The sequence below is a fragment of the Streptomyces sp. bgisy130 genome (genome assembly GCF_057708345.1).
In genome coordinates this window covers 19,328-32,097 of record NZ_JBYISA010000046.1, presented here as the reverse complement: position 1 = coordinate 32,097, position 12,770 = coordinate 19,328, and the positions used below count along the sequence as shown (strand labels likewise).

The following is a 12,770-nucleotide window of genomic DNA, read 5'->3' as shown; positions in this document are numbered from 1 at the left end:
TCGCCCGGCCGCTGGAGGGGGCCGGGCGAGCACAGCTGGTGTGGCGGGGCCGGACGCGGGCGGGGCACATCGTCCGGCCCACCACCGCAGAAACACCACCGCTCCCCGCGCCCCCCGCGGCGGCGCCTGTCGGCCGGTTACGCGCGCTGGGTCACGAGCGGCAGCTGCCTGGCGCCGAAGACGTTGCTGCCGTGGAAGGACAGCGGCGCGTCGCGGTCCACTCGCACCGAGCGGAAGCGGTCCAGCAACAGGTCCAGCACGATGCGGCTTTCCAGCCGGGCGAGCTGCGCCCCGATGCAGTAGTGGATGCCGTGGCCGAAGGCAATCTGCCGGGAAGGCGAGCGTTCCGGTACGAACGCCGCCGGCTCGTCGAAGGCCTGCTCGTCGTGGTTGGCGGACAGCAGCCACAACTGCATGACCGTATGGCGGTCGATGACCTCGCCGGCCACCTCCACCTGTGTCGTGGGGACCCGTTCGACGCGGGTGAACGGTGGGCGGCAGCGCAGGGTCTCCTCGATCACCGCGGGAATCCCGGAGCGGTCGGCGCGCAGCGCCTGCCACCGCTCCGGCGCGTCGTCCAGGCACAACAGGGTGTTGCCGAGCAGCACCGTGGTCGTGATGTGGCCGGCCAGCAGCAACAGCGTGGCGAAGGCGATGATTTCCTGGTCCGCCAGCCGCTGGCCGTCGGTCTCGGCCCGGGCCAGGGTGCCGAGCAGATCGTCGTGCGGTGTGCTGCGGCGTGCGTCCACGAATCCCTGTAGGTACACCGCGATCTTCTCCGCGGTCTGCTCCATCCGCCGCACGCTCTCCGGGTCCGCGGGGTCCGTCACCAGGAGCTGCTCGCCCCACTGCTGGAACATGTCCCGGTCCTCGGGCGGTACGCCCAGCATCATGGAGATCACTATCAGGGGCAGCGGATTGGCCACCGTGTCGACGAGGTCGAAGCGGTCGCCGTCGACCGCGTCCAGCAGCGCGTGGGTGATGTCGGTGATCTGTGGTGTCAGATCCGCGATCAGCCGGGTGGTGAACGCGCGGCTCACCAGACGCCGCAGCTGGCCGTGCTGCGGCGGGTCGAGCAGCAGGAGGATGCCTTCCGGGGTCTTGCCACCGGTGACCCGTCCCACGGTGTCGGAGGAGTACTGCACGGGGTCGGCCAGGATGCGCACCACGTCCTCATGCCGGAAGATGTGCGTGGCCCCCGCCGCGTCCCGCCACACGGGGCGCTCCGTCCGCATCCGGCGCAGCCAGGCCAGCAAGGTGGCCCCGCCGTCCGGTTCCACTGCCGGCGGAAGGTCGATTTCCGGGCCGGGTGTCCGCAGCGGAGCCGGCAGGCCCGGGAGGACATGTGAGCTGTTCTGTTGTGACAAAGCTGCCCGCACTTTCTGCCGGCCCGGACGCACCCGAGCCGAGCGGTACGCTGCCGAGCCCCTCCCGGCAGAACGGTCGCAGTGGAGCACGGAACCGCGGGGCGGACCGAGGAAAACGGCGCTTTTCTAAGGAATTCCCGGGCTGTGGTGCCGGATCGAAGGGGCCTTTTCCCGCCGGAGAACCGGGAAAGGAATGCGCCGCAGGAAAGCGCCGCAGAAGCCCGGACCGGATGCACCGCGGTCATTGTCTGGAGGAATCCCCAGATCCGCTCGGCGCCGTGCCGCAGTGCGTCGCCGGAGGCCACAGTATGGGCATTGACGCACTCCGTGCTCTGGCCGTACGCGTGCCCGCCGGTCACATCGAGGCCACCCAACTGTTCGCGACCGAGAGGGAATTCCATGCGTGTGCTCTTCGCCGGCCTGTCCGAGAAGTCGCATCTGTACAGCCTGGTGCCGCTCGCATGGGCGCTGACCGCGGCGGGGCACGAGGTGCGGATAGCGAACGCCCCATCCCTCACCGACGCCGTCACCGGCACCGGTCTGACCGCCGCGCCTGTGGGCCGCGACCACGGACTGCACGAAGCCATGTCACTCGCCCCCGAGTCGCAGGACGCGGAGATGGCCAACTGGAGCCAACTGGGGCCGGGAACGGTGGAGTGGCCCGCCCTCCTCGAGCGCTATGAGGTCAGCGTCTCCCACGGCTTCGCGCCGTACAACGACCCGGTGATGGACGACACGATCGCTCTGGCGCAGAGCTGGCAGCCGGACCTCGTCGTCCGCGACCCGCTCGCCTACGCCGGAGCCCTCGCCGCACGCGTCAGCGGTGCCGTCCACGTACGGCTGCTGTGGTGCGCCGATGTCTACGGCAGGGCCCGGCGCACCTTCGTCGACCTGCTGCACCAGGCTCCTCCCGACGAACGGCAGGACCCGCTCGCCGACTGGCTCGACAAGCGGGGCGCACCGTTCGGCGTCTCCTGCGACGAGGATGTGATCAACGGGCAGTACACCATCGACACCCTGCCGCCGAGCCTGCGCCCGCCCAGCGCGCTGAAGACGCTGTCCATGCGCTATGTGCCGTACAACGGCAATGCGGTGTGGTGGGACTGGCTGCGTGAGGCCCCCGAGCGGCCGAGGCTCTGTCTGACGCTCGGTACGAGTAACACCGAGGCGTACGGCGGTGACTATGTCTCCCTGCCCGACCTCCTCGGGGCGCTCGCCCCCCTCGACATCGAGGTGGTCGCCGCCCTGCATCCTCAGCAGCGCGCCGGACTCGTCGATATTCCGGCCAATGTGCGCATCGTCGACGACGTGGCGCTGCACACCCTGCTGCCCAGCTGTTCGGCCGTCATCCACCACGGCGGCTGGGGATCCTTCGCCACCGCCCTCGTCAACGGAGTGCCCCAGCTTTCGCTGTCCACCGGCGTCGCCGACCTGGAGTGGCGGGGCCGGGCCCTGGAACGCGCCGGCGCGGGGATCTTTGTGCACCACAGCGAGGCCGACGCCGAGTCGGTGCTGCGAAACACCCGGCAACTCCTCGACGACCCGGGCTTCGCCTCGGCCGCGCGCAGGCTGCGCGACGAGTCAGCGGAAATGCCCAGCCCGTGCGATCTGGTCGCCGTCCTGGAGGACCTGGTCGCGGCGCGTTGACCCGGCCGCGTCGGTCCGGCGACCGGCAGGCCCTCCTACTGACACCACTCGCCCCTGGAGGGAATCCTTGAAGGCTCTCGTGCTCTCGGGAGGCGCTGGTACGCGCCTGCGGCCCATCACTCACACCTCAGCCAAACAACTCGTCCCGGTCGCCAACAAGCCCATCCTCTTCCACGTGCTGGAGACCATCGCCGCCACCGGCGTGATCGACGTCGGCATGATCGTCGGTGAGACCGGACCGGAGATCCAAGAAGCCGTGGGGGACGGGTCGCAGTTCGGCCTCCAGGTGACCTACCTGCGCCAGAGTGCCCCACTCGGCCTCGCGCACGCCGTACTCATTGCCCGCGACTACCTGGGCGACGACGACGTCCTGATGTACCTGGGGGACAACTTCATCTCCGGCGGCATCACCGACGCCGTCGAGCAGTTCCGCAAGGAGCGGCCCGACGCCCAGCTCGTGCTCAGCCGGGTTCCCGACCCCACTGCCTTCGGTGTGGCCGAACTGGACGCCGCGGGGCGGGTGGTGGGGCTGGAGGAGAAGCCCCACCACCCCAAGAGCGACCTGGCGCTGGTGGGCGTCTACCTGTTCACCCCCGCGGTGCACCAGGCGGTACGGGCCATCCGGCCGTCCGCACGCGGCGAGCTGGAGATCACCGACGCCGTCCAGTGGATGCTCGAAGCGGGCCTGGAGATCCGTTCCGGAGAGCTGTCCGGCTACTGGCGCGACACCGGAAGCGTTGCCGACATGCTGGAGGTCAACCGCATGCTGCTGGAGAGCCAGGAACGCCGCATCGACGGCTCCGTCGACGACACCAGCGAGGTCATCGGCCGGGTGTCGATCGCGTCCGGGGCGACCGTCCGCGGCTCACGGATCGTGGGTCCGGCCGTGATCGGCTCCGGCACCGTCGTCACCGACTCCTACATCGGTCCCTCTACCTCGATCGCGGAGGACTGCTGCATCAACGACAGCGAGCTGGCCTCCTCGATCGTCTTGCGCGGCGCGTCGTTCGAGAGCGTGCGCCGCGTCGAGGGCTCGCTCGTCGGACGCAACGCACAGGTGACGCTCGCGCCTCGCCGTCCCGTCGCACACCGGCTCGTGCTCGGTGACCACGCGAAGGTGCACATCCAGTCCTGAGGCCGCCCGCGCGGCGGACCGGCAGTAGTCCTCAGGCCGCCCGCGCGGCGGGCCGGTCAACTCACCCGCACCGAACAACAGAAGGGGGGAGGGCGCTGCTCACCGGCCTGTATCCCAGGCCACCGCGCCACACCTCGATGAGCCCCACGAGACTCCTGGTGACCGGCGGCGCCGGCTTCATCGGTTCGCACTACGTCCGAACGCTGCTGGGTTCCCCCGGGCGGGACGACCTGCACATCACCGTGCTCGATGCCCTCACCTACGCGGCCAGCCGGGACAACCTCGACGAGGTCCGCCACCTGGACGGCTTCCGGTTCGTCGCCGGGGACATCTGCGACGAGGCACTGGTCGCCGATCTGGTCGCCGGACATGACCAAGTGGTCCACTTCGCCGCCGAGTCGCATGTCGACCGCTCCATCCGCAACTCCGCGGAATTCGTCCGCACCAATGTCCTGGGCACCCAGGTCCTGCTCGACGCCGCCCTCCGGCACGGGCCGCAGCTCTTCCTCCACGTCTCGACCGACGAAGTCTACGGCTCGATTGCCACCGCATCGAGTTCGGAGAGCCACCCCCTCGTCCCCAACTCGCCGTACGCGGCCTCGAAGGCCGCCAGCGACCTGATCGCCCTGGCCTACCACCGCACCCACGGCCTCGACGTACGGATCACGCGCTGTTCCAACAACTACGGCCGGCGCCAGTTCCCTGAAAAGCTCATCCCGCTCTTCGTCACCAACCTCCTGGACGGCAGGAAGGTCCCGCTGTACGGGGACGGGCTCCACGTTCGTGACTGGCTGCACCTCGACGACCACGTCCAGGGCATCGAACTGGTACGTACCCGGGGCCGCGCGGGCGAGGTCTACAACATCGGCGGCGGCACCGAGCTGAGCAACCGGCAGCTGACCGAGCTGCTGCTGGAAGCCTGCGGGGCGCCGTCCGCCCTGGTCGAGTACGTCACCGACCGCAAGGGGCACGATCGCCGCTACTCGGTGGACTGGACCAAGATCCACACCGAGCTGGGCTACAAACCGCGCAAGAACTTCACCGATGGTCTGGCCGAGACGGTCGCCTGGTACCGGGACAACCGGGACTGGTGGGAACCGCTCAAGGCACGCGCCGAACGGCTCGCCGAGACATGCTGAGGGCGGAGGACGACATCGTGAGCACGGCGGAAGACCGGGACGGTAGGCACCGCCGGGTGATCGTCCTGGGCGCCACCGGATCCGTCGGCCGTCATATCTCCGAGGCGGTCCGCGCCGCCGGCCAGGAAGTGCTGAGGGTGGCGCGCCGGCCGGTCACCGCGGCGGGGGAGGGGCGGTTCCTCCCGATGGACCTGCTCGGCGAGGGGCCGGACGAACTGGCCCGCCTCATCGACACCGAGCGGCCCTACGCCGTGGTGAACGCCGCCGGTGCCGCATGGCTGTGTGCCCCGGACGTCATGCAGCAGGCCAACCACGCCCTGGTCGACAACGTGCTGGCGGCCATGGCCACCGCGTCCTGGCGTCCCCGGCTGGTCCACCTGGGCTCGATGCACGAGTACACCCCACAGCCGCCGGACACCTCGTTGGACGAGCGGGCGCCGACCCGGCCGACCACGCTGTACGGACGGACGAAGCTGCGGGGCACAGAAGCGGTGCTCACCGCCTCCGCGGCCGGACAGGTGGAGGCGGTCGTACTGCGGGTGTCGAACGTGATCGGTGCCGGCAACTCACCGGGCAGCCTGCTGGGGAAGGTCGCGGCGCAACTGCGCGCCGCGGAGGCGGACCGGGAAGCGGTGGTGCGGGTCAGCCCGCTGCGGGCGAGCCGGGACTTCGTCGACGCCCGGGACACCGCGGACGCGGTGCTGGCCGCGGCAGCCCTGCCGGTTGGCGGAGAGCTCATCAACATCGGGCGGGGGGAGGCGATCCCGGTGCGCACCCTGGTGGAGCGGCTGATCGCCGCCAGCGGAACGCAGGCCCGGATCGTCGAAAAGGCGGATCCCGCGGCAGTGCGGGCCCATACCGACCTGGACTGGATGCGGGTGGAGATCAGCAGGGCCAGGCGGCTGCTCCACTGGACGCCGCGCCGCAGCATCGACAGCTCGGCACGCAACCTGTGGGAGGGCACCGCCCCCGAGCCGGCCCGTCGCCCCCCGGACCACCCGGCAGCACACCGCGCCGGCCCTGCCCCAACCCGAGAGTGAAGGTGTCGAAGTGCCAGCATCCGCAGACGCTCCCCCGCGGCATGTCGCCGTGTTCGTGTTCGCCGACTTCGGGCACATCAGCCCGACGCTCGGCCTGACCCGTGAACTCGTCCGCCGCGGCCACCGGGTGACATACCTCGTCGACCACCGGTACACCGAGGCGGTCGAGCGGGCCGGGGCGCGGGCAGTGGGCTACACGTCGCGGCGCGGTGCGTTCGCGAAGGTGCCTGACACCGGCGCGGCCCGCCTGGCCGCCGAAGGCCATGAGCTGCTGGTGGAGTCGATGGAGACGGTCCATCCGCTGGCGGTCTCCGCCCTGGCGGCCGACCCGCCGGACGTCGTGCTCTACGACTTCGAGTCGTTCCCGGCCGCGCGGATGACCGCGCGCACCCTCGGTTGCGCCACCACCGTGCAGCTGGGCATCAGCCACGCGGCGAACGAGGCGTTCTCCATGCGGGCGCTGCTGTTCGACCCCGACGATCCGTCGCTGCGCGCGGGCGGGGCGGCACTGATGCGGTTCGCCCAGGACAACGGCCTCGCCCCGGACGCGCTGGGCCGCTTCGTCCGGGAGTGGGACGAGCGCAACCTGGCCTTCCTGCCGCGGGAGTTCCAGATCGAGGGCACCACCTTCGACGAGCGCTTCGCCTTCGTGGGGCCCACGGTTGACGGACCCGAGGGGGACGTGCCGTGGTCGCCGCCGGCTGACGGCAGGCGGCTGGCGCTGGTCTCGCTGGGGACCGAGTCCAACCAGCAGCGCGACTTCTTCCGTACCTGTGCGGACGCCTTCGACGGAGCCGAATGGCAGGTGGTGATGACGCTCGGCCGCGACGCGGACCTGGCCGGCCTCGGCGACCTCCCGCCGCATGTGGAGGCCCACCGGTGGCTGCCGCACCCGGCGGTACTGCCGCACGCCGACGTCCTGGTCTGCCACGGGGGCATGAGCTGTCTCATGGAGGCGCTGCACTTCGCCACACCCGTGATCGTGGTGCCCCAGGGCTTCGAACACGCCCTGACCGCACGGCGCGTGGACGAGCTGGGCCTGGGTCGGGCGATCGACCGCGACCGGCTGACCGCGGACACTCTCGGCGTGGCCGTGGGCGACATCATGGCCGACCCGGAGACCCCGGAGCGGATGGCGTGGATGCGCGCGAGCGTGCAGGGGGCCGGCGGCGCGGTCCGGGCCGCCGGCCTGTTGGAGCAGTGGGCCGGTCAGGTCGCCTCGACACCGGCAGCCTGACCCCGGCCGCGCGCCCCGCGCGGCCGGCCGCGGACGGTGCCCGACGTCACATGCGGTGCGTCGGGCACCGTCCGCCCGGGCCATGTCAGGTGCGGGCGGTGACGAACTCGGTGACGCTGCGGATGCTGTGGTCGATCATCTCGTCGGTCAGCCCGGGGAACACCCCGATCCAAAAGGTGCCCTCGGCGATGGTGTCGCTGTTGGTCAGCGGCCCGCTCACCCGGAACTCCCGCTCCAGGTAGGCCGGGTGACGGGTGAGGTTGCCGGCGAAGAAGCGGCGGGCGGCCACCCGCCGGGACTCCAGATGGCTGATGAGTTCGGCGGCCGAGAAGGGTGCGCCCTCCCGGACGGTGATCACAAAGCCGAACCAGCTCGGGTCACTGTCCGGCGTGGGCTCGGGAAGCAGGAGATGGGGCAGGCCGTCCAGCCCGGCGCGCAGCCGTGCCCAGTTGTGCCGCCGGGCGGCACCGAACTCGTCGATCCTCCCGAACTGGGTGAGCCCGAGCGCGGCCTGTAGGTCGGTCGACTTCAGGTTGTACCCGACGTGCGAGAAGATGTACTTGTGGTCGTAGCCGTGCGGCAGTGTGCCCATCTGCTGCTCGAAGCGCTTGAAGCAGCGATTGTCCTCACCGGGCTCACACCAGCAGTCGCGCCCCCAGTCCCGCAGTGACTCCACGATCCGGGCCAGCGCCAAATTGTCCGTCACCACGCACCCACCCTCGCCCATGGTGATGTGGTGGGCCGGATAGAAGCTCTCCGTCGCCAGGTCCCCGAAAGTCCCCGTCAGCCTGCCGCGGTACGTACTGCCCATGGCATCGCAGTTGTCCTCGATGAGGAACATCCCCCGGTCGTCGGCGATCTTCGCGACCTCCTCGACGGGGAACGGGTTGCCGAGCGCATGGGCGATCATGATGGCCCGGGTGCGCGGGCCGATGGCCTCCTCGATGCGTTCCGGGGAGGCGTTGTACGTGCCGAGCTCGACGTCGATGAAGACCGGCACCAGACCGTTCTGAATGATCGGGTTCACCGTCGTGGGGAAACCGGCTGCCACCGTGACGACCTCGTCCCCCGGCACCAGCCGCAGATCCTCCAGCTGGGGCGAGGTCAGCGCACTGAGCGCCAGCAGGTTGGCCGATGAGCCGGAGTTGGTCAGATGCGCCTTCCGCAGACCGAAGTACTTGGCGAGCGCGCGCTCGAACCTGCGGGAACTGGTCCCGGCCGCGATCCGCAGATCCAGGGCCGCTGCGACGAGGGCCACCCGGTCGTCCTCGTCGAGGACAGCGCCCGAAGCCGCCACCGGAGTCACCCCTGGCACGAATCCGGACGTGACGTTCCCCTGGTGGTACTTGCGTACCAGCTCGAGAATGTCGCTCTTTTTGTACCCCATCGGCTGCCACCTCCTGTGAGTGTCCTGCCCGATGTTCCGTCGCGCTGCCGCGGGGTGCCGATCCGCGGTGCGCGGCGCGGAGCACGAAGGGCCGACGATGCGCCACGCGGCACAGGGGGTGTTGCGTACCCGGTCGGCTGATCGGGGGAGTTCACTTCAGCACGCCGCTCCCGCAGGGGCCAGGCCGGCCTGCGAAGTCTAGGAATTGCCATAGTGCCGGGGCGATGACCACCACGCCCGCGCCCGGCATCACCGCCTGAGCACACTAGGGAAACCCCCATCACCGGTCTGCCCATACTGGTGCCGGACAGGGGCAGCGTTTCTCGCGCCGGTGTCGACGGCGTATGTCTCCGCCCGGCAGACGCGAGGACGTTCCGCCAGGCCGCGCGCTGTGCCGAGCATCGGAAGAGCGGGCGGCTATGTGCCGGCGGCCCGATGCCAGAACCCCATTCCCGAACGTGTTGGGAGCGCCTGAGAGTGAGCGCCATGATGCGCACCGAACCGATGCGGCCGCTGCACGAGTTGCTCATCCAGCACGCCGGTCGATTCGCCGACGAGATCGCTTTCTCCGACGACCGCCGCAGCGTGACCTACGGTGCGCTGGAGCAGCGCACCGCGCGGCTGGCCGGCCACCTGGCGGACCTGGGGCTGGACCGTGGGGGCCGCGTCGCCCTCTATCTGGGCAACGGCGTCGAGATGATGGAGGGCTCTCTGGCGATCCTCCGGTCCGCGGCCATCGGCGTGCCGCTGAACCCGCATGCGACGGACGAGGAACTCGCCCATCTGCTCGACGACAGCGGCGCCGACATGCTGATCACCGCACCGGCCCTCGTCGACCAGGTGCTCCGCGTACTGCCGCAGCGCCCGGGGCGCACCGTCGTGGTCACCGGGGAGGGCGCCGCGCCCGACGGCACCGAGCGGTACGAGACCCTGGCCGCCACCGACCCCGCAGCACCGGCGCGCGACGGCCTGGGCCTGGACGAGCCGGCCTGGATGCTCTACACCTCGGGGACCACCGGGCGGCCCGAGAGCCGGCCGGCGACCCAGCGCAACTGCCTGTGGCCGACTGCGGCGGGCACCGCACCGAACCCGGCCCTCCCGACCCCCGGCCGGGTGCTCTGGCCCCTGCCGCTGTTCCACAGCCTGTCGCACAGCATCTGCCTGGTGGGCGTGCAGGCCGCCGGTGCCACGGCGCACCCTGTCACGGACGGGCCGGCGGCCGACGACGTACGGGAGACCGCCGCTGCCGTGGGCGTCGCGGCCACCGACCACCCCCTGCTGGGCGCGGCGGTGGAGCTCCCCGACTCCGAGGCGGTGCTGTTCACCGGGCGCCTGTCGGCACGTACCCACGACTGGCTGGCGCACCACCGGGTGGCGGACAGCACCGTGGTACCCGGCTCGGCGCTGGTCGAGCTGGCGGTCCGCGCGGGTGACGAGGTGGGCTACGGCTTGCTGGACGCGCTCTCCCTGGAGGCGCCGCTGATCCTTCCTGAGCAGGGCGCCGTCCAGCTCCGGGTCCTGGTCGGCGCACCGGACGAGTCCGGCCGCCGGCCGGTGACCGTGCACGCGCGACGCGACGACGGGGGCACCGGACGGCCGTGGACCTGCCATGCCACCGGCACCCTCGCCGCGAGCGGTCCCGCCCCCTCGTGGCGCCTCGACGTCTGGCCCCCGGCCGAGGCCACCGCGGTGGAGACCACCGAGCTGTACCCCGCCCTGGCCGCCGCCGGCCACGCATACGGGCCCCCCTTCCAGGGGGTGCGGGCGGTGTGGCGGCGCGGCGACGACCTCTTCGCCGAGATCGCCCTGCCCGAGGAGCGGCGCGCGGAAGCCGCCGCGTTCGGCCTCCACCCCGCCCTGCTGGACGCGGCGCTGCACCCGCTGTGGGCGGACGGCGACGACGAGGCGCGACCGGCGCGGCAGCCGGGCCGGTGGCGCGGGGTGGGTCTGCACACCGTGGGTGCGTCGGTCCTCCGCGTGCGGATCACCCGGGCGGCGTCGGGGGAGTGCACCGTCAACGCCGCCGATGCGACCGGCAGGCCGGTGCTCACCGTCGAGCACCTCGAACCGCGAGAGGTGTCCTCCGATGCGCTCAGGGGTGCCGGCGCGGCTCAGCAGGACAGCCTGTTCCGGGTGGAGTGGACCGATGTGCCGAGCGCGTCGATCGCGGTGGACGTACCCCAGTCGTGGGCCATCGTGGGCGACGACCCGCTCCGGGCGCGGTCCGGGCTGATGAAGGCCGGACAGTACGCCGAGCGGTACCCGTCGATGGAAGCCCTGGCCAAGGAGATCGACGGCGGCGCGCCCGTACCGGATGTCGTGGTGGTCACCGCCGGCAGGGACACCGGCGGCGTCGACGCCGCGGACGCCGTCCACCGGCTGACCCGACAGGCGCTGTCCTGGGCCCAGGAGTGGCTGCGGACCCCCGCCTTCACCGCCTCCACCCTGCTCGTCCTCACCCGCGGCGCGGTGGCTGCCTGGGAGGAGACCACCGCACGGGACCTGGCCGCAGCCGCGGTGTGGGGTCTGATCGGCTCGGCGCAGACCGAGGCGCCCGGCCGCTTCCGCCTCCTCGACACCGACGCGAGCAAAGCCGCCTGGCGTACCCTGCTCACCGTCGCTGGGTCCGACGAGTCCCAACTCGCGCTGCGCAAGGGCGCCTTGCGGGTACCTCGGCTGGTCCGGTGCGCCGCCCCGGCCGAGCGTGCGCCGCTGCTCGACCGTCCGCACGGCACCGTCCTCCTCACCGGCGGCACCGGACTGTTGGGCACCGCCCTCGCCCGTCATCTCATCACCGAACACGGCGTACGCGACCTGCTGTTGACCAGCCGCCGGGGCCCTGACGCCCCAGGTGCCGGGGAGCTCTGCGCCGAGCTGACCGCGCTGGGCGCCCGGGTGACCCTCGCGGCGTGCGACGTGGCCGACCGCAGCGCGGTGGACGCACTGCTGGCGACGCTGCCCGCCGACCGTCCGCTCACCGCCGTGGTGCACACGGCAGGCGTCACCGACAACGGGATCGTGCTGTCCCTGACGCCCGCCCGGCTGGAGACGGTGCTGCGGCCCAAGGTGGATGCCGCGCTCGTGCTGCACGAAGCGACCAAGGACCTGGACCTGTCGGCGTTCCTGGTGTTCTCGTCCATCGCGGGGATCCTGGGCGGTGCCGGCCAGGGCAACTACGCCGCGGCGAACGTCTTCCTGGACGCCCTCGCCCGGCACCGTCGTGCGCAGGGCGCCCCGGCGCTGTCCATTGCCTGGGGCCTGTGGGCCGGCCGGGACGTACCGGCGCCCGGCAGCGCCCGGTTGCCGGTGCAACCGCTCCCCGTGGCAGAGGGCCTGGAACTCTTCGATGCGGTGTGCGGCCTGGACGAGGGCCATGTGGTCGCGGCACGGCTGGACAGCGCCGAACTCCGCGCCCGGGCCGGGTCCGCAGGCCTCCCGCCGCTGCTGCGCGGGCTGGTGCGGAAGCCGGTGCGGCCGGTGGCGCAGGATGCGCCGGGGGAGGCGTCCACGCTGAGGCACCGCCTCGCCGAGATGACCGATGCGGAGCGGGACGAGACGCTCCTGGAGCTGGTACGCCACCACGTGGCCGCCGGCCTGGGCCATGTCTCCGCCGAGTCGATCGGACCGGAGCACGCATTCAAGGATCTCGGTTTCGATTCGCTGACGGCCCTGACGGTCCGCAATGCGCTGAACGCGGCCACCCAGCTCACCCTGCCCCCTGCGGTGGTGTTCGACTTCGCCGGCCCGCAAGCGCTGGTGCAGCACCTCAAGAGAGAACTGCTCGCATGCTGACGGGATTCGGCTCCACACGGAATGAG

General features: G+C 71.4%; 8 protein-coding genes. 6 read left to right on the top strand and 2 right to left on the bottom strand.

What is annotated here, in order from left to right:
* Positions 1-137: 137 nt before the first annotated feature.
* A complete protein-coding gene (locus AC3EUV_RS34145; RefSeq protein WP_435604595.1) occupies positions 138-1,280 on the bottom strand; it encodes a cytochrome P450 in 1,143 nt (380 codons plus the stop codon).
* 486 nt (positions 1,281-1,766) lie between these two features.
* On the opposite strand from AC3EUV_RS34145, the gene AC3EUV_RS34140 reads away from it, so the two are divergent.
* The 5 genes from AC3EUV_RS34140 (at position 1,767) to AC3EUV_RS34120 (ending at position 7,565) form a co-directional block, all read left to right on the top strand.
* A complete protein-coding gene (locus AC3EUV_RS34140) occupies positions 1,767-3,014 on the top strand; it encodes an activator-dependent family glycosyltransferase (RefSeq protein WP_432146303.1) in 1,248 nt (415 codons plus the stop codon).
* Positions 3,015-3,081: 67 nt separating this feature from the next.
* Positions 3,082-4,149 (top strand): glucose-1-phosphate thymidylyltransferase, encoded by a 1,068-nt coding sequence (locus AC3EUV_RS34135; RefSeq protein WP_435604594.1) that lies wholly within the window; start codon positions 3,082-3,084, stop codon positions 4,147-4,149.
* 137 nt (positions 4,150-4,286) lie between these two features.
* On the top strand, positions 4,287-5,288 hold the full coding sequence (rfbB, locus tag AC3EUV_RS34130; RefSeq protein ID WP_432146305.1) for a dTDP-glucose 4,6-dehydratase: 1,002 nt from the start codon (positions 4,287-4,289) through the stop codon (positions 5,286-5,288).
* A 17-nt stretch (positions 5,289-5,305) separates the two neighbouring features.
* Positions 5,306-6,328, top strand: a complete 1,023-nt coding sequence (locus tag AC3EUV_RS34125; protein WP_435604593.1) for an NAD-dependent epimerase/dehydratase family protein — start codon at positions 5,306-5,308, stop codon at positions 6,326-6,328.
* 10 nt (positions 6,329-6,338) lie between these two features.
* Positions 6,339-7,565: a macrolide family glycosyltransferase gene (locus AC3EUV_RS34120; protein ID WP_435604592.1), complete on the top strand. Its 1,227-nt coding sequence runs from the start codon at positions 6,339-6,341 to the stop codon at positions 7,563-7,565.
* Positions 7,566-7,650: 85 nt separating this feature from the next.
* On the opposite strand, the gene rfbH is transcribed toward AC3EUV_RS34120, so the two are convergent.
* Positions 7,651-8,952 carry a lipopolysaccharide biosynthesis protein RfbH gene (gene rfbH, locus AC3EUV_RS34115; protein WP_435604591.1) on the bottom strand — a complete coding sequence of 434 codons (1,302 nt, stop codon included), beginning with the start codon at positions 8,950-8,952 and terminating at the stop codon, positions 7,651-7,653.
* A gap of 486 nt (positions 8,953-9,438) precedes the next feature.
* Here rfbH and AC3EUV_RS34110 point away from each other — a divergent pair, with 486 nt between their 5' ends.
* A complete protein-coding gene (locus AC3EUV_RS34110) occupies positions 9,439-12,744 on the top strand; it encodes an SDR family NAD(P)-dependent oxidoreductase (protein ID WP_435604590.1) in 3,306 nt (1,101 codons plus the stop codon).
* Positions 12,745-12,770: the final 26 nt, after the last annotated feature.